Source organism: Hydrogenophaga sp. ANAO-22 (genome assembly GCF_042466645.1).
Classification (GTDB): domain Bacteria; phylum Pseudomonadota; class Gammaproteobacteria; order Burkholderiales; family Burkholderiaceae_C; genus Hydrogenophaga.
In genome coordinates, this window is the sequence record NZ_CP159956.1 from 5,269,120 (window position 1) to 5,290,686 (window position 21,567).

Genomic DNA, 21,567 nt, shown 5'->3' on the forward strand with positions numbered 1-21,567 from the left:
CATGCACCTGTTGTCCACGCGCCCGGGCGGCCACGTCGAAGACGGCGGGCAGGGCATCGTGCGCGTGGAACAGACCCCCGGCGACATCGTGGTGCTCAGCGCGGCCGACACCACGCTCTCGCTGCTGGCCGACGCGGCCGCCGGCCTGGGCGACGACTTCCCCCGCGTGCGGCTGTGCAACCTGATGTGGCTGCGCCAGCCCGCGTCCACCGACATGTACGTGGACGACGTGCTGCGCCACGCGCGCGTGGTCGTCATCGACCACCTGGGCGCACCGAGCGACTGGGCCTACGTGGTGGAGCAGGCGGTCTCGCTGGCGGCGAAACACGGCCAGTGGCTGGCCCTGTTCTCGGGCGACAACGCGCAGGACCCGCAACTGCTGATGCGCAGCACCGCCGCGCCCGAGGACTGCGACCGGCTCTGGCGCTGCCTGCGCGAAGGCGGGCGCGACAACGCGCTGGCCTTCTTCTCGCTCATCGGCCACGCCGCTTTCGGCCGGGGGCCCCGGCCGCCGCCGCCCCGGCCCCTGCCGCCGGTGATGCCCTACACCCCACAGGCCGCCACGCCCTGGCGCGAGGGTGCGCCCGTGGCGCTGCTGGTGTTCTACCGCGCGCACCTGCAGGCTGGCAACACGGCCGTGTTCGACGCCGTGCTCGCCGCCCTGGCCGAGGAAGGGCTCAACGCCCTCGCGGTGGCGGTGGACTCGCTGAAGAACCCGGACAGCCTGGCCACGCTGCAGGCCCTGGCCGCCGAGCGCGGCGTGGGCGTGGTGCTCAACGCCACCAGTTTCGCGGTGGCCTCGCTCGACGGTGAGAGCACCGAGGCGGTGGCGCTGGCCGGCGACGCGCCGGTGTTGCAGCTCATCACCGCCGGCTGCTCGCAGGAGCAGTGGGCAGCCGACCCGCATGGTCTCGCGCCGCGCGACCTCGCCATGCAGGTGGTGCTGCCCGAGGTGGACGGCCGCATCGGCACGCGCGCCGTCAGCTTCAAGGGCCTGGCCTGGCGCTGCGAACGCACCGAGGTGGACGTGGTGCGCTACCAGCCCGAGCCCGAGCGCATCCGCTTCGTGGCCGAGCTCGCGCGCCGCTGGTGCGCGCTGCGCGACAAGCCCAACGCGCAGAAGCGCCTCGCGCTCATCCTCGCCAACTACCCCAACGACGACGCGCGGCTGGCCAACGGCGTGGGCCTGGACACGCCGGCTTCCACCGCGCTCATCCTGCGTGCCCTGCGCGACGCGGGCTACACCACCGGCGAACTGCCCGAGGACGGCGACGCGCTCATGGCGCGGCTGGTGCAGGGCGTCACCAACGACACCGACGCCAATCACCACCGGCCAGCCGGCCAGAGCCTGGCGATGGCCGACTACCTGCGCGACTTCCAAGCCTTGCCGCCCGAGAGCCAGGCCGCGGTGAACGCGCTCTGGGGCGCGCCCGAGCAGGACCCGATGCAACGCGGTGGTCGTTTCATGGTGCCGGGCCTGCGCCTGGGTCAGGTCTTCGTGGGCATCCAGCCCGCGCGCGGGCGCGACCTCGATCTCGTGGCCAGCTACCACGACGCCGACCTCGTGCCCACGCACGGCTACCTCGCCTTCTATTTCTGGCTGCGGCGCGCCTTCGCGGTGGACGCCGTGGTGCACGTGGGCAAACACGGCAACCTCGAATGGCTGCCCGGCAAGAGCGTGGCCCTGGGCGCGGCCTGCTGGCCCGATGCCCTGCTGGGGCCTCTGCCGCACCTGTACCCCTTCATCGTCAACGACCCGGGCGAGGGCAGCCAGGCCAAGCGCCGCACGCAGGCGGTCATCATCGACCACCTCATGCCCGCGCTCACGCGCGCCGAGACCTACGGACCGCTGCAGGAACTCGAGCGCCAGATGGACGAGTTCTACGAGGCGCTCTCGCTCGACCCGCGCCGCGCCAGGCTGCTGCGCGAGGGCATCCTGGCGCAGGTGCTGAAGCACCAGCTGCACCGCGAGCTGGGTTTCCAGCCGCCGGCCGACGAAGCCCAACGCGAACAGCTGCTCGCGAAACTCGACGCCTACCTGTGCGAGATCAAGGAATCGCAGATCCGCGATGGCCTGCACATCCTCGGCCGGTCGCCGCAAGGCCGCCAGCGCACCGACACCCTGGTGGCGCTCGCGCGCTTTCCCGGCGGCCAGGCGGCAGGGCAGGGCAGCCTGCTGGTGGCGCTGGCGAACGACCTCGGCCTGGACGGCTTCGACCCGCTCAGTCCCGAGTGGGCCGAGGCCTGGGCCGGCCCGCGTCCCGAGGCGCTGCAACGCCTGAGCGACGAACCCTGGCGCCACGCCGGCCACACGCGCGAGCGGCTGGAGCTGCTGGCCGCCGCGCTGGTGGAGCAGCACCTGGGTGCGGACGAAGCCCCACTCGATGCGCAGGCCTGGCCGCACACCGCACCGGTGATCCGGCGCCTGCGGCAGACGCTCGCCCCCCGGCTCGACGCCTGCGGCCCGAACGAGATCGGCCAGCTGATGCGCGGCCTCGCGGGCCGCTTCGTGCCCGCCGGCCCGAGCGGCGCGCCCTCGCGCGGCCGGCCCGACGTGCTGCCCACCGGGCGCAACTTCTATTCGGTGGACACGCGCGCCGTGCCCACGCCCACGGCCTACGCCATGGGCGCGCTCGCGGCCGACCGCGTGATCGAGCGCCACCTGCAGGACCACGGCAGCTTTCCCACGGCGGTCGGCCTCTCGGTCTGGGGCACCAGCACCATGCGCACCGGTGGCGAGGACATCGGCCAGGCCTTCGCGCTGCTCGGTGTGCGGCCCAAGTGGGCGCCCGGCAGCAACCGGGTGGTGGACATCGAGGTGCTGCCCATGGCCATCAAGAACCGGCCGCGCATCGACGTGACGCTGCGCGTCTCCGGCTTCTTCCGCGACGCTTTTCCCAACGTGATCGACCTGTTCGACACGGCGGTGCGCGCCGTCGCCGCGATCCCGGAAGACGACGAGCCGGACGCGGTGAACCCCATCCGCGCGCGGGTGCGGCGCGAGGCCGCCGAGGCGGTGGCGGCCGGCGCGGCGGACGAGGACGCGCAGCGTCGGGCCACCTGGCGCGTGTTCGGCCCGCGCCCCGGCGGCTACGGCGCCGGGCTGCAGGAGCTGATCGACAGCCGGCGCTGGAGCGACAACGCCGACCTCGCGCAGGCCTACCTGCGAGCGGGTGCCTTCGCCTACGGGCAGGACGGGCACGGCACGGCCGCGCGCCACGCCTTCGAGCAGCGCCTGGCGCGCGTGGACGCGGTGCTGCACAACCAGGACAACCGCGAGCACGACATCCTCGACTCGGACGACTACTACCAGTTCCAGGGCGGCATGGCCTCGGCCGTGCAGCACCTGGCCGGCGCCCCCGCCGCGCTGTACCACGGCGACTTCAGCACCCCTGGCGCGCCGCGCGTGCGCACGCTCGGCGAGGAAGTGGCCCGCGTGGTGCGCGCGCGCGCCGTCAACCCCAAGTGGATCGACGGCGTGAAGCGCCACGGCTACAAGGGCGCGTTCGAGATCGCCGCCACCGTGGACTACCTGTTCGCCTTCGACGCCACCACCGGCGTGGTCGGCGACCACCAGTACGCGCTGGTGGCCGAGGCCTACCTGCACGACGACGCCACGCGCGCTTTCCTGCAGCAACACAACCCGCTGGCCCTGCGCGGCATCGGCGAGCGCCTGCTCGAAGCCATGCAGCGCGGCCTGTGGGCCGAGCCGGGCGAGCACCGCGAACGCATCGAACAGCACCTGCTGGCGCTGGAACAGACGCTGGAAGACCAAGGACCCTGAGCATGATGAACACCGCCGTTCCCGAACTGCAGGCCGCGTCCCCGGCGGCCTTTCCCTTCACCGCCCTGGTGGGGCATGGCGACCTGCAGCGCGCGCTGCTGCTCGCCGCCATCGATCCGGGCATGGGCGGGGTGCTCATCAGCGGCCCGCGCGGCACGGCCAAGTCCACCTCGGCGCGCGCGCTGGCCGCGCTGCTGCCGCAGGCGCCCTTCGTCACGCTGCCGCTGGCGGCCAGCCTGGAACAGCTGGTGGGCACGCTCAACCTCGAAGACGTGCTGCGCGACGGCCAGGTGCGCCTGGCGCCGGGCCTGGTGGCGCGCGCGCACGGTGGCGTGCTGTACGTCGATGAAGTCAACCTGCTGCCCGATGCGCTGGTGGACGCGCTGCTCGACGTGGCCGCCAGCGGCGTGAACACGGTGGAGCGCGACGGCGTCTCGCGCCAGCACGCCGCGCAATTCGTGCTGGTGGGCACCATGAACCCGGAAGAGGGCGAGCTGCGGCCACAGCTGCTGGACCGCTTCGGCCTGTCGGTGGCGCTCACCAACCCGGACGATGCCTCGCAGCGCCAGGCCATCGTGCGCGCGCGCCTGGCCTTCGATGCCGACCCGCAGGCGCTGCTGGCGCGGCATGCCGACGCGCAGTCCCAACTGGTGGCGCGCCTGGCCAGCGCGCGCGTGGCCTTGGCGCAACTGCCCTGGTCGGACACCGTGGTGCAGCACGCCGCGAACCTCGCGCTCGCTGCGGGCGTGGACGGCATCCGCGCCGACCTCGTCATGCTGCGCGCCGCGCGCGCCCTGGCCGCGCTGGAGCAGCGCGATGCGGTCAGCGTGGACGACGTGGACGCCGTGGCCGAACTCGCACTGGCGCACCGCCGCTCGCCCGACAGTGCCGCCCCGCCGACCCCGCGCGCATCCAGTCCGCCAGCGGGTGGGCAGGGTGCTGCTCCGTCGAACGGGAGCGCCCCCGAAGGCGACTGGGGCGCCCTGCCGCCGCAACCCGAAGCCATGGCGACGGTGAAACACACGGGGGCCTGGCCCCCAAAAAAAGCATGAGCCACCCCGGCCCACGCGCGCCCACGGCGCCCGACGGTCGGCGGTGGCCCACCCCGAACCTCTCCCCGAAACCGAGCCTGGCCCGGCACGCGGCGCGTCCTGCCGAAACGGTGGGCGCCGGCATTCACTGGTTGCGCACGCTGGTGGCCAAAGGGCCGCAGCGCCTGGTGCCCGCGCACCTGCGCCACCGGGCGGTGAGCCTGCGCACGCCCCCGCTGCACCTGATCGCGCTTGACACCTCGGGCTCGATGCGCCGGGGCGGGCGGCTGGCCTGGGCCAAGGGTTTTGCCGCGCGCCTGATCGAGCAGGCCGCCCGCGCCGGCGATCACGTGGCGCTGCTGTGTTTCGGCGGCCAGGGCGTGCAGCTGCTGCTGCCACCCGGCCCGGCCCGTGCGGCCGGCAGCGCGCGCGTGCGGCCGGTGGGCGGGGGCGGCGGCACGCCGCTGTCGGCCTGTCTGCAGGAGGCCGATCGCCTGCTGCGCAAGGCCCAGCGGCAGCGCGGCGCGGCGGGCGGTGATTGCCTGTGGCTGCTCACCGACGGCCGCACGCTCGAACAACCCACGGCCCCGCGCTCGGCGGGCCACATCGTCGTCGTGGATTTCGACGACCCCCTGCGGCCCCTGGGCCGGTGCGCGGCCTGGGCCGGGCGCTGGCACGCCGAACACCGCCTGCCAGCCTGACCACGCTGTCCACATCATGTCCCTGACACCCCTCACCGAAGTGATCGTCTGCACCACCTGCCGCCCACCAGGCGCCTCGCGCGACGAGCCCGCGGCCGGCGCGCTGCTGTTCGAAGCCGTGCAGGCCGCGCAAGGGCGCGACGCCGAGCCCCTGGTGCGGGTGCGTGGCATGGCCTGCCTCAGCAGCTGCTCGCGCGCCTGCTCGGTGGCCTTTCAGGCGCCGGGCAAACACACCTACCTGTTCGGCGATCTGGTGCCCGATGCCGAGACGGCCGAGCACGTGCTCGTCTGCGCCGGCATGCACGCGGCCGCGAGCGACGGCAACCTGCTGCGCAACGAGCGGCCGGCGCGCCTGCGCAGCGGCATCCTCGCGCGCCTGCCGCCCAACCTCATGGTGTCCGACGCATGAGCCCTCGTTTCCTGCCGGAGCGCCGAAAGGCGCGGCGCCCCGGCTTCCTTGTTCGCACGCCTCAACCCTTCTTGAAATGGAGCACCACATGAATGGAACCAGCACCACGGCGCCCTCGGGCGTCACGTCCGCCGTGCGCAGCCTGCTGCTGCAACTGGCCGCCGCCGCCGCCCTCGGGCTGGTGGTTCTCTACGGCGTGGCGTTCGCCGAGAGCCCGGTCGCGCACAACGCGGCGCACGACGTGCGCCACGTCACCGTGAAGCCTTGCCATTGAGAGGCACCCCCGCCGCGCTCCGCGCGACCCCCTCAAGGGGGCGGCGCCTGCGGCCCGGCAGAGCCGGTTCCGCGGCACCTCTGGAATAGACCATTCCTGTTCGAGATTTTTTTGGAGATTGAAAATGATTTTTCAACGACTGATCTGGGCCAGCCTGGCCGTGGCTTTGGCCGTGGGCATCGTGCAGACCGGTGTGCAGCAGCTGCAGGCCGTGCCCATCATCCTGGCCGCCGAGGTCTATGAAGACCAGAAGATCGAAGCGCCCGCCACCACCACCGAAGCCGCGCCGGCCGGCGGCCATGCCGCTCACGAAGGCCATGCCATGGCCGAGGAAGCCGAAGAGTGGGCCCCGGCCGACGGCTTCGAGCGCACCGCCTGGACCTTTGCCGCCAACGTGCTGCACGCCTTCAGCATGGCGCTGCTGGTGTTCGCCGTGATGGGCGTCGCCCTGTGGCGCGGCACCACGCTGCGCGCGCTGCCACTGGCCCTGGCGACCGCCGCCGCCGGCTGGCTGGTGTTCCACTTCTGGCCCTCGATCGGCCTGCACGCCGAGATCCCCGGCATGGACGCCGCGCGCCTCGGTTCGCGCCAGGGCTGGTGGATCCTGGCCGCCGTGAGCGCGGCGCTGGCCTGTGCCTCCGTCGCCGGCCTCAAGAGCCCTCTGCGCTGGCTGCTCGCGGCCGCGCTGCTGGCCTTGCCCTACTTGGTCGGTGCGCCGCACATCACGGCCGACCCGCTGGCCGGTTTCCAGGGCGAAGCCCAGGCCGTGCTGCGCGACCTTGGCACCCAGTTCGTCTGGGCGACCACCTGGGTCTCGCTGACGTTCTGGCTCTGCATGGGCGTGGCCACCGGCCTGGCGTTCCAGCGCTGGGTGCAACCGATCCTGCGCGCCACCTTCGGCGAAGCCGGCAAGCTGCCGCAAGCGGCCTGACGGGGCGGCGGTCTGCCTGTCCGCGAGGACAGGCAGAATACCGCTCCCCTAAGTCGAAAGGACTATGAACATGACGACCATCACCGACATCGCCCCGTCGCAGGCCGCCAGCGCCGCGCAGCCCCTGCATTTCCACGCCAAACCCGCGCCCCAGCCCGCCACCGACGCCGGCACCGACGCCTGGCGCGTGGAAGACGTGCAGGCGCTGTTCGACCTGCCGTTCTCCGATCTGCTGCACCGCGCGCAGACCGTGCACCGCGAACACTTCGACCCCGCCGAGGTCGAGCTCGCGACGCTGCTGTCGGTGAAGACCGGCGGCTGCCCGGAAGACTGCGGCTACTGCCCGCAGTCGGTGCATTTCGACACCGGCCTCACCGCCGGCAAGCTCATGGGCGTGGACGCCGTGCGCGAGGCCGCGCAGCGCGCGAAGCAGGCCGGCGCCACGCGCTTCTGCATGGGCGCGGCCTGGCGCGCGCCGAAAGACCGCGACGTCGATGCCGTGGCCGAACTCGTGCGCACCGTCAAGGCCGAGGGCCTGGAGGCCTGTGCCACGCTGGGCATGCTGTCCGACGGCCATGCCGAGATCCTGCGCGATGCGGGCCTGGACTACTACAACCACAACCTCGACAGCGCGCCCGACTTCTACGGCGAGATCATCACCACGCGCGACTACCAGGACCGCCTGGACACGCTGGCGCGCGTGCGCGGCGCGGGCGTGAAGGTCTGCTGCGGCGGCATCGTGGGCATGGGCGAGTCGCGCCTGCAGCGCGCCGCGCTGGTGGCCCAGCTCGCCAACCTCGCGCCCGACTACCCCGAGTCGGTGCCGATCAACCACCTCGTGAAAGTGCAGGGCACGCCGCTGGCCGATCAGCCCGACCTGGACCCGCTGGAGTTCGTGCGCACCATCGCGGTGGCGCGCATCACCATGCCGCGCGCGCGGGTGCGCCTGTCGGCCGGGCGCCAGCAGATGAGCGAGGCGGTGCAGGCCCTGTGTTTCCTGGCCGGCGCCAACTCCATCTTCTACGGCGAGAAGCTGCTCACCACCGGCAACCCCGACGTGGCGGCCGACATGGGCCTGCTCGCCAAGCTGGGCCTGCGGCCGCGCCACGTGTCGGCCGACTGAAGCCACCGCGCATGTCCTCGCTCAACGAGACCTGGCGCCAGCGCAGCCTCGAGGCGGTGTGGCACCCCTGCACCCAGATGAAGCTGCACGCGCCCGAGGGCGCGGCCTTGCCGCTGGTGCCGGTGGCGCGGGCCGAAGGGGTATGGCTGCACGACCACGAGGGCCGGCGCTACCTGGACGCGATCAGCTCCTGGTGGGTCAACCTGTTCGGGCACAACCACCCGGCCATCCGCGCGGCGCTGGTGGATCAGTTGAACCGGCTGGACCATGTGATGCTGGCCGGCTTCACCCACGCGCCCGTGGTGGAGCTGTCCGAGCGCCTGGCCGCGCTCACCGGCCTGGGCCACGCCTTCTACGGCAGCGACGGCGCCAGCGCCACCGAGATCGCGCTCAAGATGAGCGCGCACCACTGGCGCAACGCGGGGCGGCCCGGCAAGAGCCGCTTCGTCGGGCTGGCGGGCGGTTACCACGGCGAGACCGTGGGCGCGCTGGCCGTGACCGACATCGCGCTCTTTCGCGAGGCCTATGCGCCGCTGGTGCGGCTGGCGGCCACGGTGCCCAGCCCCGATGCCCGCGCGGCGGCACCCGGCGAGTCCGCCGCCGAGGTGGCCGAGCGCGCCGCCAAGGCGCTGGCCGACTGGCTGGCCGAACACCATGAGGACACGGCGGCGCTGATCGTCGAGCCGCTGATCCAGTGCGCCGCCGGCATGGCGATGCACGACCCTCACTATTTGCGGCGCGCGCGCGAGCTGTGCGACCGCTACGAGGTGCACCTGGTGCTGGACGAGATCGCCGTCGGCTTCGGCCGCACCGGCACGCTGTTCGCGCACCAGCAGGCCGGCATCCGGGCCGACTTCCTGTGCCTCTCCAAAGGACTGACCGGGGGCACGCTGCCGCTCTCGGTGGTGCTCACCACCGACGAGGTCTACGCCGCCTTCTACGACGACCAGGTCGCGCGCGGTTTCCTGCACTCGCACAGCTACACCGGCAACCCGCTGGCCTGCCGCGCCGCGCTGGCCACGCTCGACCTGTTCGAACAGACCGACGCGCTGCGGCGCAACGTGACCACCGCCGAGCGGCTCGCCGCGCAGTTCGCGCCCCTCTCGGCGCACCCGCGCGTGCGCCACGCGCGCCGCCAGGGCATGGTCTTCGCGTGGGACGTGGCCAGCAGCCTGCTCGACTTCGGCCGCCGCTACGCCCGCCACGCGCTGGACCGGGGGCTGGTGCTGCGGCCCATCGGCTCCACGCTGTACGCCATGCCGCCCTACGTGATCGACGAAGCCGAAGGCGACTGGCTGGCGCGGGGCGCGCTGGCCGCGTTGGAAGCCACGCTGGCGGAAGAGACCACCGGCGCAAGCCTCGCTGGCATCGCGGAGGTGCGCGATGGCGTTTGACGGCTGCTTCGTCACCGGCACCGACACCGGCGTGGGCAAGACCCTGGTCAGCGCGGCCCTGTTGCACACGCTCGCGCGGCACCACCGCCGCGTGGTCGGCATGAAGCCGGTGGCGGCGGGCCTGATCGAGCACCAGGGGCAATGGGTCAGTGAAGACGTGCTGGCCTTGCGCGCAGCGTCCACGGTGGTGGCGCCGGCCGACCTCGACAACCCGGTGGCCCTGCCCGATGCCATCGCGCCCCACCTCGCGGCCGAGCGCGCGGGCCGCACCGTGACCGTGGCCGAACTGCTGGCCGCGCACCGCGCGCTGCGTGCGCACGCCGACGTGGTGGTGGTCGAAGGCGCGGGCGGCTGGCGCGTGCCGGTCAACGACGAAGAAACCCTGGCCGACCTCGCGCGCGCCATCGGTGCGCCGGTGGTGCTGGTGGTGGGTCTGCGCCTGGGTTGCCTGAACCACGCGCTGCTCACGGCCGAGGCCATCCGCGCCGACGGCCTTGCCCTGGCGGGCTGGGTGGCCAACGCCATCGACCCCGACATGCCTTGCCGCGAAGAGAACATCGACACGCTGCGCCGCTGGCTGCCGGCACCGCTGCTGGGCCGCGTGCCCTGGCAGGCCGCCGCCCCGAAGGCCCATGACATTGCGCTGGAGCTGCCCCATGACCTGGTTGGATGAATTCGATGAGCGCCTGGCCGCGCTGGACGCGCAGTCGCTGCGCCGCCGCCGCCGCGAGGTGGTGCCGGCGCAGGGCGCGCGGTTGTGTGTCGACGGGGAGTCGCTGCTGGCCTTCTGCAGCAACGACTACCTCGGCCTGGCGCAGGACCCGCTGTTGCGCGAAGCGGTGCACGCCGCCGTGGACCGCTACGGCGTGGGGTCCGGCGCCTCGCCCATGGTCAGCGGCCACAGCGCGGCCAACGCGGCGCTGGAGCGCGAGCTCGCCCAGGCCGTGGGCCTGCCGCGCGCGCTCTATTTCTACGCGGGCTACGCCACCAATGCCAGCATCGTGCCGGCCCTGGTGGGCGAGGGCGATGCGCTGTTCTCGGACGCGCTGAACCACGCCTGCCTGATCGACGGCGCGCGCCTCTCGCGCGCCACGGTGCACCGCTACCCCCATGCCGACCTGGCGCGGCTCGACGCGCTGCTGGCGGCCAGTCCGGCGCGGCGCAAGCTGGTGATCAGCGATGCGGTGTTCAGCATGGACGGCGACGTTGCCGACATCGCGGCGCTGCACACGCTGTGCGAACGGCACGACGCCTTGCTGCTGCTGGACGACGCGCACGGCTTCGGCGTGCTCGGGCCACAAGGGCGCGGCGCCCTGGCCGCCGCCGGCCTGACCGGCCCGCAGGCCTCGCCGCGCGTGCTCTACATGGCCACGCTGGGCAAGGCCCTGGGCGTGGCCGGCGCCTTCGTGGCCGGCCCCGATCGCCTGGTGGAGTGGCTGCTGCAGAAAACCCGCAGCTACACCTACGCGACCGCCGCGCCCGCGCTGCTGGCCGAGGCGGTGCGCGCCGGCCTGCGCTGCGTGCTCGGCCCCGATGGCGACGGCCGCCGGCGGCATCTGCAGGCCCTCATCGCGCAACTGCGCGAAGGCCTGGCACCGGGGGCCGATGCCGCGCTCGACGCGGCCGGCTGGGCCCTGATGCCCTCGGCCACCGCGATCCAGCCGCTGGTGATCGGCGACAACGCCGCCGCGCTGGCCGTGATGGCCGTGCTGCGCGAACAAGGGCTGTGGGTGCCCGCGATCCGCCCGCCCACCGTGCCGGCGGGCACCGCGCGGCTGCGCATCGCGCTCTCGGCCGCGCACCAGCCGGCGGACATCGACGCGCTGCTGCGCGCCCTGCGGATCGCCGCCGCCACCACGGCGGCGCTGCCGGCATGAGCTTCCCGATGGACCTCCCTCCTTGTCTGGCGCCGGCGGCCATTCTGGTGGCCCTGCTGGTGGACCGTTGCTGGGGCGAGCCGCCCGCGCGCTGGCACCCGGTGGTGGGGATGGGGCGCTACCTCGGGGCGCTGGGCCCGCGCATCGCGCCGGCCTGGGGCGCGCCCGCCGGCACGGTGCGGCCATTCGTGCTCGGTGCCTTGGCCTGGATGGCCGGTGCGCTGCTGGTGGTCGCCATCGCCTTCGCGCTGATGCGGTTGGTGAGCGGTGGGCCGGTGTGGTTGCAAGTCCTCGTCACGGGTCTGCTGCTCAAGCCCCTGCTGGCGTGGCGCATGCTGCGTCAGGAAGTGGTCGCGGTCGAAGCGGCGCTGGGCGAGTCCCTGGCGGCCGGGCGCGAGCGCCTGGGCTGGCTGGTGAGCCGCGACGTGGCCGCGCTGGACGAGGCGCAGGTGCGCGAGAGCGCCATCGAATCGCTGGCCGAAAACCTCAACGACTCGGTGGTGGCGCCGCTGTTCTGGTTCGCCATCGCCGGCCTGCCGGGCGCGGCGCTCTACCGCTTCGCCAATACCGCCGACGCCATGTGGGGCTACCGGGGCGAGCGCCAGGGCCGCGACTGGACCTGGGCCGGCAAATGGGCGGCGCGCGCCGACGACGTGCTCTCGTGGTTGCCCGCGCGCCTCACCGGGGTCCTGCTGGGCTTTCTGGGCGCTTTCCGGGGCTGGCGCGCGCTGCCGGCGCAGGCGCGCCGCACACCGTCGCCCAACAGCGGCTGGCCCATGGCCGCGATGGCACTCGCGCTGAATGTGCGCCTGGGCAAACCGGGTGTCTATGCGTTGAATGCCGAGGGTCGCAGCCCTGAGGCCACCGATACCGCGCGGGCCCTGCAACTGGCGGGCGGGGTGGTACAAGCGTTGGCGGGCGGGGCCGTGTTGTGGGCCGCGTTCGCCTGGGGGAACACCGCATGACGCACGCACAGTCGACTTTCCACGGAGGCCCCGACGCGCTGGGCGTGCCGACCTGGGACTTCTCCACCAACGCCAACGCCTGCGGGCCCTGTCCCCCCGCGCAGGCCAAGGTGCTGCGGGCCGATGCGCGGCACTACCCCGACCCGGCCTACACCGCCTTGCGCGCATCGCTCGCGGCCTTCCACGCGGTGGCGGTCGAGCGCATCGTGATCGCCGGCAGCGCCAGCGAATTCATCGGCCGCATCACCGCCTGGGCGGCGCGCGAAGGCGGCCGGCGCGTCTGGCTGCCCGCGCTGGCCTACGGCGATTACGCCCGCGCGGCCAGTGCCTGGCGGCTGGAGCGCACGCCGGACCCGGCCCAGGCCGACCTGGCCTGGCTGTGCGAGCCGGCCAGCCCGCTGGGCCAGGCCGAGCCCCGGGCGCGCGCCGTCGCCGCATCGGGCGCTGCCACGGTCGTGCTGGACCGCGCCTACGAACCCCTGCGCCTGAGCGGGCAGGGCAGCCTCGACCCGGAGGTCCTGGACCGGGTCTGGCAACTCTGGACCCCCAACAAGGCGCTGGGCCTCACGGGCGTGCGCGGCAGCTACGCCATCGCCCCGGTGGGCGGGGAAAGCAGGGCGCGCGCGCTCGATCGGCTCGCGCCTTCGTGGCCGCTCGGCGCGCACGCCGTGGCCCTGCTCGAGGCCTGGACATCACCCGACGCGCAGGCCTGGGTGGCGCAGACCCGGCCCACGCTGGCCCGTTGGACGGGCGACCTGCGGGCCTTGCTGGCCGGCCTGGGGTGGGCCGTGCAAGCCAGCGACGCACCGTATTTCTGTGCCACGCCACCGCAGGCACTGGACGCACCGGCCCTGCGCTCGCAAGGCATCAAGCTGCGCGACGCCAGCTCGTTCGGCCTGCCGGGCCAATGGCGCCTGAGTGCCCAGCCACCCGAGGCGCAGGCGGCCTTGCGCGCGGCCCTGGCGGCGCAAGAGGAGCGCGTGGCATGACGGCGCGTTGCGTGATGGTGCTGGGCACGACCAGCGGCGCGGGCAAGAGCTGGCTCACCACGGCGCTGTGCCGGCACTACGCGCGTATGGGGCTCAAGGTCGCTCCGTTCAAGGCGCAGAACATGAGCAACAACGCCCGGGTGGTTGAAGGCGGGGAGATCGGTTCAGCGCAGTACTTCCAGTCGCTCGCCGCGCGCGCCGAGCCCGAGGTGCGCATGAACCCGCTGCTGCTCAAGCCCGAGGCCGACACGCGCAGCCAGGTGGTGCTGATGGGGCAGGTGAACGAAGCCCTGTCCGGCATGCCCTGGCGCGGGCGCAGCCTGCACGTGTGGCCGCAGATCGCCGCCGCGCTCGATGAGCTGCGCGAGGAGAACGACGTGGTGGTGATCGAAGGCGCGGGCTCGCCGGCCGAGATCAACCTGCACGCCAGCGACATCGTGAACATGCGCGTGGCCCTGCACGCGCGGGCGCGCTGCCTGCTCGTGACCGACATCGACCGGGGCGGCGCCTTCGCCCACCTCTACGGCACCTGGGCCTTGCTGCCGCCCGAGGAGCGCGCTCTCATCCACGGCTTCGTGCTCAACAAGTTCCGCGGCGACGCCAGCCTGCTCGCTCCCGCGCCGCAACAGCTGCAGGAGCTCACCGGCGTGCCCACGGTGGCGGTGCTGCCCATGTGGTGGCAGCACGGCCTGCCGGAGGAAGACGGTGTGTTCGACGACCGCACGCGCGCCTCGGGCGCCGTGAGCCGGACCGTGGCGGTGATCGCCTACCCGCGCATCAGCAACCTCGACGAATTCCAGCCGCTCAAGAACGTGCCCGGCGTGCGCCTGGTGTGGGCGCGCGCGCCGGCCGATTGCGCCGGGGCCGACTGGATCGTGCTGCCGGGCAGCAAGGCCACCGCATCCGATCTCGCGTGGCTGCGGTCGCAGGGGCTGGACCGCGCCATTGCCGCGCATGCCGCGCAGGGCGGGGCGGTGCTGGGCGTGTGCGGCGGTTTGCAGATGCTGGGCGAGGCGCTGATCGACACGCACGGCATCGACGGCAACGCACCCGGCCTGGGCCAGCTGCCGCTGGTGACGCAGTTCGAGCCGCAGAAGACCGTGCGCCACACCCGGACCCGCTTCGGCCGCCTCACCGGCGCGTGGGCCGCGCTCTCGGGCGTGGACGCGGCGGGTTACGAGATCCACCACGGCCAGACGCTGCCGCACGCGGCCATGGCCGCCGCCGGCGACCTGGCGCGCGAGGCGCTGCCCGACGGCCTGGGCTGGCAGAACGCGCAGGGCAATGTGCTCGGCGTCTACCTGCACGGCCTGTTCGAAGACCCGCGCGTGCTGCATGCGCTGTTTGGCGCCACCGCGCCCACGCTGGAGACCGTGTTCGACGGCCTGGCCGATTTCCTTGCCACCCACATCGAGCCTCGCGTGCTCGACCAACTCATCGGGAACTGACATGAACCCCCTCACCGACATCACCCAACCCGACCTTGCTCAAGCGCTGCAGCGCGCGCTGGACAACAAGACCAAGCCCATGGGCTCGCTGGGCCGCCTCGAAGCCCTGGCGCAGCGCATCGGCCTGATCCTGGGCACCGAGCGGCCCGAGCTGCGCGCGCCGCAGATGCTGGTGTGCGCGGCCGACCACGGTCTGGCCGCGCGCGGCGTCTCGGCTTTTCCGAGCGACGTGACCTGGCAGATGGTGGAGAACTTCTTGGCTGGTGGTGCGGCGGTGAGCGTGCTCGCGCGCCAGCATGGCATCGGCCTGAACGTGGTGGACTGCGGCGTGCGGCACGACTTCGCGGCGCGCGAAGGCCTGTTCATCCGCAAGGTCGCGCCCGGCACGGCCGACGCACTCGAAGGCCCGGCCATGAGCGCGGCCCAATGCGCGCAAGCCATCGACAACGGGCGCGAGGTGCTGCGCGGCCTGCCGGGCAACGCGCTGCTGCTGGGCGAAATGGGCATCGGCAACACCTCGGCGGCGTCGATGCTGCTCGCGCGCCTGGCCGGGCTGGACGTGGCCGACGTCACCGGCGCGGGCACCGGCCTGGACGCGGCAGCGGTGCAGCGCAAGATCGGCATCCTGCGCGAGGTGCTGGCGCGCCATGCCGAGGCCACCGCGCCGCTGGACGCGCTGGCCGCCTTCGGCGGTTTCGAGATCGCCACGCTCACCGGTGCGGTGCTGCAGGCGGCCGAAGAACGGCGCGTGATCCTGGTCGACGGTTTCATCGCCACCGCCGCCGTGCTGGTGGCCGCGCACCTGCAGCCGAACGTGCTGCAGCGCTGCGTGTTCGCGCACTGCTCGGGCGAGCGCGGCCACGCGCTGATGCTCGCGCACCTCAAGGCCGTGCCGCTGCTCGACCTGGGCCTGCGCCTGGGTGAAGGCTCGGGCGCCGCGCTGGCTTGGCCGCTGCTCGTGAGCGCCTGCGCGCTGCTGCGCGAGATGGCCAGCTTCGAATCGGCCGGCGTTTCGCGGCAGGACGAAACCACGCCCGCGCGCCATTGACATGACCGCTTTCGCGCGCCACTTCCTGCTCGCCTTGCAGTTCTTCACCCGCATCCCGGTCACGGGGCGGCTGGCCGCCTGGGTGGGCTTCAGCCCGGCCATGTTGCGCGCCAGCGCGGCGCATTTCCCCGGCGTGGGCTGGGTGGTGGGCGGGCTCACGGCGGGGGTGCTCTGGGGCCTGCTCGCGCTGCTGCCGCCGGTGCCCGCCGCGCTGTGGGTGGCGGTGGTGCTGAGCACCGTGTTCAGCGTGATGCTCACCGGCGCCTTCCACGAGGACGGCCTGGCGGACCTGGCCGACGGCCTGGGCGGCAGCGCGCAGCGCGAACGCGCGCTGGAGATCATGAAAGACTCGCGCATCGGCAGCTATGGCGCCATCGCGCTGGTGCTGGTGCTGCTCACCAAGGTGGCGCTGCTCGCGCTGCTGGCGCAGGGCAGTGGCTGGCTGGCGGTGGTGGCGCTGTTCGCCGCGCACGTGACCTCGCGCACCTTGCCCCTGCTGGTCATCCGCACGCTGCCGCACGTGGGGGACACGCCGCAGTCCAAGAGCAAGCCGCTGGCCGAGAGCCTGTCCAACGCCGGCCTGTTCGCCGGCCTGCTCTGGTGGGCGCTGGCGATGGCGCTGGCGGGGTGGCTGCTGCCGGGCGCGCCCTGGGGGCCTGCCGTGCTGGGGGCCTTGGTCGGCCTGGCCTGGATGTGGCGTCTGCTGCAGCGCCGTTTGCAGGGTTTCACCGGCGACGGCCTGGGCGCCACGCAGCAGGTGTGCGAGCTGCTGTTCTACCTGGGGCTGGCCTTGGCGCTGCCGGTGCTCGCATGAAGCTCTGGCTGCTGCGGCACGCCCCGGTGATGCTGGGCCCGGGCCTGTGCTACGGGTCGAGCGATGTGCCGGCCCATGCCGCGCTCACGCGCGAAGCGGCCATGGCGGTCTCGCCCCTGCTGCCGCCGGGCACGCCGGTGTGGGTGTCGGGCCTGTTGCGCGCGCAGCAACTCGCGGCCGCGCTGCAGGCCGAGCGCAGCGACCTGGGCGCCGCGCGCATCGACACACGGCTCAACGAAATGGACTTCGGCGTCTGGGAGCTGCAGCGCTGGGACAGCGTGCCGCCCGACGCCTTCGACGCCTGGATGGCCGACTTCGCGCACCACCGCTTCGGCGGTGTCGAGAGCACGCAGATGCTGCTCTACCGCGTGGCCGCGGCGCTGGGCGAACTGCGGCCCGCCACCAGCACCGACGTGCTCTGGATCACGCACGCCGGCGTGATCCGTGCGGTGCGGCACATCCTGGACAGCGGCGGTGTGCACATCCGCGAAGCGGCCGAGTGGCCCAAGGACGCGCCCGAGCCGGGCGGCTGGGTGACGGTCGAGCTCTGAGCGGAGGAGCGCCTACAGCCCGAGCCAGCCCAGCAGCTCGCGCAGCTTCTTCTCGGCGGTGGTGTCGAAGGCCTGGATGCCCACGCTCTTGAGCACGGCCTGGCCGGCCTCGGAGTCGGGCAGGGCGCGCAGGGCCTTCTGCATGGCATCGATCTGGGCCGGGGTGAATTCGCGGTCCACGATCAGCGGAAAGTAGGGCTGCGACACGCTGGTGTGCAGCACGCGGTGGCCCGTCTTGTCCAGCGACTTGGCCACGCCCGAGTACGAGGCCACGCCGCCCACGTCGGCGAACTTGTTGGTGAGGTAGAACGGCACCGCGCCTTGCTCACGCACGCGCTGCACGTTCTCCTTGGCGATGTCGATGCCCGCGTCGCGCAGGGCCGAGGCGCAGAACTTGGCCATGTAGGCCGCCGGCTCGGGCAGCACCAGGCGCTTGCCCTTGATGTCCGCCACCGTCTTGTAGGCCGACTCCTTGGGCACGACGATCAGGCACTGCCCATCGGGCTTGGCCGAGGCCACGTACTGGTAGCCGTAGTCGCGCATGCCACGCGCCGGGAAATCGCTCGGGCGCGCCATCGCCAGGGCGAAGCGCCGCTCCTTCATGCCTTCCTCGAGCGAGGAGAACTCCCGGATGAACACCACGTTCACCTTCTGGTTGATGCTCTTGCCGATGACATCGGCCAGGCCCTGGTACTTGGCGATCACGCGCGCGTGGTCGGTGCCGCCGGACGTGCCTTCGCTGATGGCCAGGATCAGGTCTTTGGCATGGGCCGCTGTGCCCACGCAAAACGACAGGGCCAGCGCGGTGCGCACAAACAATGCTTTCATTCTGATATTCCCCCGGATGGAAGATTGCCATCCTAGATGCACCAAAGGCGTGCGTCCCGGTGCGGCGACGAACGTGGCTTTCCAAGCGCCTGGAGGTGGCGCCCGGGGCGGCTCAGAGCGAGGTGGTTTTGTCCTTGAAATCGCAACAGGCGATCACCGCGCAGCGCGGGCACAGCGGCTTGCGCGCCTGGCACACGTAGCGCCCGTGCAGGATCAGCCAGTGGTGCGAGTCCACCGCGTAGGCGGGCGGCACGCGCTTCATCAGCTGCAGTTCCACCGCCAGCGGCGTCTTGCCCGGCGCCAGGCCGGTGCGGTTGCTCACGCGGAAGATGTGCGTGTCCACCGCCATGGTGGGTTCGCCGAAGGCCACGTTGAGCACCACGTTGGCCGTCTTGCGGCCCACGCCGGGCAGGGCCTCGAGCGCCTCGCGCGTGCCGGGCACCTCGCCGCCGTGCTGTTCCACCAGCATGCGGCAGGTTTGCATCAGGTGTTTGGCCTTGCTGCGGTACAGGCCGATGGTCTTGATGTAGCCCTCCAGCCCTTCCAGCCCCAGGTCGAGGATGGCCTGCGGCGTGTTCGCCACCGGGAACAGCTTGCGCGTGGCCTTGTTGACGCCCACGTCGGTTGCCTGCGCCGAGAGCAGCACGGCGGCGAGCAGCTCGAACACGCTGGTGTACTCCAGCTCGGTCTGCGGGGTGGGGTTGGCGGCCTGGAGCGTGGCGAAAAAAGCTTCGATCTGGGTGGGCGTCATGGGCTGGGATTCTCGCTCAGCTCAGCCGCGCTCGGCCTCGGCGCGCAGCCAGTTCGCGAAGTCCAGCGCGTCGGGGTTGTCGTGCGCGTGCTCCGCCACTTCCACGTAATACCCCCGGCGCGTGGCCGCGCCGCCGCTGCGGAAGGGCGCGACCAGTTGCTTCTTGTCCAGCAGCGACTGCAGCAGCGGCAACCGGCCGATCACCACCCCCTGGCCGGCCACGGCGGCGGCCACCGCGTCGGCGTACTGGGTGAAGTGCATGGCGTTCTTCATGCGCATGTCCTGCAGGCCCATCACCTGGAACCAGGGGTCCCAGTCCGAGGTGATGGCGTGGCCGGCGGGTCTTTCCACGGTCAGCAGCGTGTGGTGGGCCAGGTCGGCGGGCTGGCGCAGCGGCGCGCCCGGCTGGCGCAGCAGGGCCGGCGCGCACAGGGGCTGCACCACTTCTTCGAACAGCGCCCGCCCGCGGCCGGCGCTGGACGGCACGAAGCGCACCGCCACGTCCAGCCGATGGCGCTCCAGGTCCATCATGTCCATCGTGGCGGAGATGCGCACGTCCACCAGGGGATGGTCGGCGGCGAAGCGGGCCAGGCGGGGAATCAGCCAGAGCGAAGCGAAACCCTGTGTGCAGGTCATGGCGACCTGGCGCAGGCGCGGGCCGGGGCGCACGCGCGCCGAGGCGTCGCGCAGCCGCTCCAGCGCATCGCGCGTGGCCCGCTGCATCACCTCGCCGGCTTCGGTCAAGACCAGCGCGCGGTGCCGCCGCTCGAACAGCGGCGTGCCCAGGCTGTCTTCCAGCAGCTGGATCTGCCGGCTCACGGCCGACTGCGTGAGGTTGAGCTCCTGCGCGGCCAGCGTGAAGCTCAGCGTGCGCGCCGCCGCGTCGAAGCAGGGCAGCAGGTCCAGCCGCAGCATCTGCGAGCGCGGCAGCGGGAGCAGTTCGGCGCCGGTTTTCACATTCTTGAATGGCATGCGAAGCATTCGAAATGAACGTTTGTCCAGTATAGGGCGGCTCCGTACAGTCATGCACATCCCTGATGCGAAAGGAGCGTTCCATGACAACCGACACCTTGACCGTGGACCTGAACATGCCCCACCGGGCCGTGAAGGCCATCCCCTCGGGCGCCTTGCGCCTGGTCTGCCGCGAAGGCAGCGTCTGGATCACGCTGGACCACGACCAGCAGGACGTGATCCTCAACGCGGGCGAGCATTTCGTCGCCCAACCGCACCACCGCGTGATCGCCTACGCCCTGCAGACCGCCGTGCTGCGGCTGGAACCGCTGCCCTGCGCGCGGCGCGCCACCGCCTCGCGCTGGAACTGGCTGCCCCGGCGCCGCGCTCGCGCCCTGGCCGTGGCCTGAGGGAGGCCGCACCGGGCGCCCCACGCCGGTGCGCGAGAATGGAGGCCGTTGTCCATCACGACCTCACGGAAACCGCCACCATGCCCTTCACCATTCCCTTCGCCGACCGCCTCAACAACGTCGAAACCTCCGCCATCCGCGAACTCTTCAAGCTGCTGGGCAAGCCCGGCATCATCAGTTTTGCCGGCGGCTTTCCAGACAGCGCGATGTTCGATGTGGACGGGATCCGTGAAGCGGTGAACGCCGCGCTGACCGAAGAGGCCGGTGGCGCGCTGCAATACGGCGCCACCGAGGGCTACCAGCCCCTGCGCGAACAGCTGGCCGCCTTCATGGCCAGCAAGGGCGCGAAGGACGTGGGCGCGAACGACCTCATCGTCACCACCGGCAGCCAGCAGGGCCTGGACCTGCTGGGCAAGACCCTGGTCTCGCCCGGCGACAAGGTCATTGTCGAAGGCCCGACCTTCCTGGCCACCATCCAGTGTTTCCGCCTCTACGGCGCCGAGCTCATCAGCGCGCCGGTGGACGGCGACGGCGTGAAGACCGACGAACTGGACAAGCTCATCGCAGAACACAAGCCCAAGTTCGTCTACCTGATCCCCACCTTCGGCAACCCCAGCGGCGGCCTGCTCAGCCTGGAACGGCGCAAGCGGGTGCTGGAGATGGCGGTGAAACACGACACGCTGATCGTCGAAGACGATCCGTACGGCGACCTCTACTTCGGCGCGGCCCCGCCGCCCAGCCTGCTCGCGCTCAGCCCCACCGTGCCCGGCAGCCGCGAACGCCTGGTGCACTGCGGATCCTTGAGCAAGGTGCTCAGCCCCGGCCTGCGCGTGGGCTGGATGGTGGGCCCGGCCGAGCTGCTGGCCAAGGCCACCATGTGCAAGCAGTTCAGCGACGCCCACACCAGCACCTTCGCCCAGGCCACCGCCGCGCAGTACCTCAAGGCCGGCCGCATGCCCGCCACGCTGGACAAGGTGCGCAAGGTCTACGCCGAGCGCGCCATCACCATGGGCAACGCCCTGCGCCGCGAGCTGGGCGATGCGATCGACTTCGTGCAACCCCAGGGCGGCCTGTTCGTCTGGGCCAGCCTCACGGGTGCCGGCGGCAAGGTGAAGGACGGCGGTGAGCTGGCCAGGCGCGCGATCGAAAAAGGCGTGGCCTTCGTGCCTGGCGCGCCGTTCTTCGCGCGCAACCCCGACCACGCGACGCTGCGCCTGTCCTTCGCCACCGTGGGGCTGGAGAAGATCGAGGAAGGGATCGGGCGCCTGGGCCAGGCGGTCTGAGCGGC

Annotated in this window: 21 protein-coding genes; 18 read left to right on the plus strand and 3 right to left on the minus strand. The window is 72.3% G+C overall.

What is annotated here, in order from left to right:
• The first annotated feature begins 1 nt into the window (after position 1).
• From cobN to ABSY19_RS25605, 16 genes are all read left to right on the plus strand, one after another.
• Entirely contained in the window at positions 2-3,784 is a 3,783-nt protein-coding gene (cobN, locus tag ABSY19_RS25530; RefSeq protein ID WP_382157052.1) for a cobaltochelatase subunit CobN, read from the plus strand.
• A 5-nt stretch (positions 3,785-3,789) separates the two neighbouring features.
• A complete protein-coding gene (locus ABSY19_RS25535; protein ID WP_382163940.1) occupies positions 3,790-4,836 on the plus strand; it encodes an ATP-binding protein in 1,047 nt (348 codons plus the stop codon).
• On the plus strand, positions 4,833-5,516 hold the full coding sequence (locus ABSY19_RS25540) for a VWA domain-containing protein (RefSeq protein WP_382157053.1): 684 nt from the start codon (positions 4,833-4,835) through the stop codon (positions 5,514-5,516). The genes ABSY19_RS25535 and ABSY19_RS25540 overlap by 4 nt, the downstream gene beginning before the upstream one ends.
• A gap of 16 nt (positions 5,517-5,532) precedes the next feature.
• Entirely contained in the window at positions 5,533-5,925 is a 393-nt protein-coding gene (locus ABSY19_RS25545; protein ID WP_382157054.1) for a DUF1636 domain-containing protein, read from the plus strand.
• Positions 5,926-6,013: 88 nt separating this feature from the next.
• Entirely contained in the window at positions 6,014-6,199 is a 186-nt protein-coding gene (locus ABSY19_RS25550) for a CbtB domain-containing protein (RefSeq protein ID WP_382157056.1), read from the plus strand.
• A gap of 124 nt (positions 6,200-6,323) precedes the next feature.
• Entirely contained in the window at positions 6,324-7,130 is an 807-nt protein-coding gene (locus ABSY19_RS25555) for a CbtA family protein (protein ID WP_382157058.1), read from the plus strand.
• A 70-nt stretch (positions 7,131-7,200) separates the two neighbouring features.
• Positions 7,201-8,253 carry a biotin synthase BioB gene (gene bioB, locus ABSY19_RS25560; RefSeq protein WP_382157060.1) on the plus strand — a complete coding sequence of 351 codons (1,053 nt, stop codon included), beginning with the start codon at positions 7,201-7,203 and terminating at the stop codon, positions 8,251-8,253.
• Positions 8,254-8,264: 11 nt separating this feature from the next.
• Positions 8,265-9,647: an adenosylmethionine--8-amino-7-oxononanoate transaminase gene (locus ABSY19_RS25565; RefSeq protein WP_382157062.1), complete on the plus strand. Its 1,383-nt coding sequence runs from the start codon at positions 8,265-8,267 to the stop codon at positions 9,645-9,647.
• The gene (gene bioD, locus ABSY19_RS25570) at positions 9,637-10,320 is read left to right on the plus strand and encodes a dethiobiotin synthase (RefSeq protein WP_382157064.1); all 684 of its coding nucleotides are present in this window, start codon (positions 9,637-9,639) and stop codon (positions 10,318-10,320) included. The genes ABSY19_RS25565 and bioD overlap by 11 nt, the downstream gene beginning before the upstream one ends.
• Entirely contained in the window at positions 10,304-11,524 is a 1,221-nt protein-coding gene (locus ABSY19_RS25575; RefSeq protein ID WP_382157066.1) for an aminotransferase class I/II-fold pyridoxal phosphate-dependent enzyme, read from the plus strand. The genes bioD and ABSY19_RS25575 overlap by 17 nt, the downstream gene beginning before the upstream one ends.
• An 8-nt stretch (positions 11,525-11,532) precedes the next feature.
• A complete protein-coding gene (gene cbiB / locus ABSY19_RS25580) occupies positions 11,533-12,489 on the plus strand; it encodes an adenosylcobinamide-phosphate synthase CbiB (RefSeq protein ID WP_382157068.1) in 957 nt (318 codons plus the stop codon).
• Complete coding sequence (locus tag ABSY19_RS25585; protein WP_382157070.1) at positions 12,486-13,478, plus strand: aminotransferase class I/II-fold pyridoxal phosphate-dependent enzyme; 993 nt, start codon at positions 12,486-12,488, stop codon at positions 13,476-13,478. The genes cbiB and ABSY19_RS25585 overlap by 4 nt, the downstream gene beginning before the upstream one ends.
• Positions 13,475-14,926, plus strand: a complete 1,452-nt coding sequence (locus tag ABSY19_RS25590) for a cobyric acid synthase (protein ID WP_382157072.1) — start codon at positions 13,475-13,477, stop codon at positions 14,924-14,926. The genes ABSY19_RS25585 and ABSY19_RS25590 overlap by 4 nt, the downstream gene beginning before the upstream one ends.
• A 1-nt stretch (position 14,927) precedes the next feature.
• Positions 14,928-15,974: a nicotinate-nucleotide--dimethylbenzimidazole phosphoribosyltransferase gene (cobT, locus tag ABSY19_RS25595; protein WP_382157074.1), complete on the plus strand. Its 1,047-nt coding sequence runs from the start codon at positions 14,928-14,930 to the stop codon at positions 15,972-15,974.
• A 1-nt stretch (position 15,975) separates the two neighbouring features.
• Positions 15,976-16,788 carry an adenosylcobinamide-GDP ribazoletransferase gene (locus tag ABSY19_RS25600; protein ID WP_382157076.1) on the plus strand — a complete coding sequence of 271 codons (813 nt, stop codon included), beginning with the start codon at positions 15,976-15,978 and terminating at the stop codon, positions 16,786-16,788.
• Positions 16,785-17,339, plus strand: a complete 555-nt coding sequence (locus ABSY19_RS25605) for a histidine phosphatase family protein (protein ID WP_382157078.1) — start codon at positions 16,785-16,787, stop codon at positions 17,337-17,339. Before ABSY19_RS25600 ends, ABSY19_RS25605 begins: the two co-directional genes overlap by 4 nt.
• 12 nt (positions 17,340-17,351) lie before the next feature.
• Here the strand turns inward: ABSY19_RS25605 and ABSY19_RS25610 are convergent, their stop codons facing one another.
• From ABSY19_RS25610 to ABSY19_RS25620, 3 genes are all read right to left on the minus strand, one after another.
• A complete protein-coding gene (locus tag ABSY19_RS25610; protein ID WP_382157080.1) occupies positions 17,352-18,167 on the minus strand; it encodes a phosphate/phosphite/phosphonate ABC transporter substrate-binding protein in 816 nt (271 codons plus the stop codon).
• A 112-nt stretch (positions 18,168-18,279) separates the two neighbouring features.
• Positions 18,280-18,918, minus strand: coding sequence for an endonuclease III (nth, locus tag ABSY19_RS25615; protein ID WP_382157082.1), 639 nt, complete (start codon positions 18,916-18,918; stop codon positions 18,280-18,282).
• Positions 18,919-18,939: 21 nt separating this feature from the next.
• A complete protein-coding gene (locus ABSY19_RS25620; RefSeq protein WP_382157084.1) occupies positions 18,940-19,890 on the minus strand; it encodes a LysR substrate-binding domain-containing protein in 951 nt (316 codons plus the stop codon).
• An 83-nt stretch (positions 19,891-19,973) separates the two neighbouring features.
• Here ABSY19_RS25620 and ABSY19_RS25625 point away from each other — a divergent pair, with 83 nt between their 5' ends.
• Positions 19,974-20,279: a DUF2917 domain-containing protein gene (locus tag ABSY19_RS25625; RefSeq protein WP_382157086.1), complete on the plus strand. Its 306-nt coding sequence runs from the start codon at positions 19,974-19,976 to the stop codon at positions 20,277-20,279.
• Positions 20,280-20,371: 92 nt separating this feature from the next.
• Positions 20,372-21,562 (plus strand): PLP-dependent aminotransferase family protein, encoded by a 1,191-nt coding sequence (locus ABSY19_RS25630; protein WP_382163942.1) that lies wholly within the window; start codon positions 20,372-20,374, stop codon positions 21,560-21,562.
• Positions 21,563-21,567 lie beyond the last annotated feature (5 nt).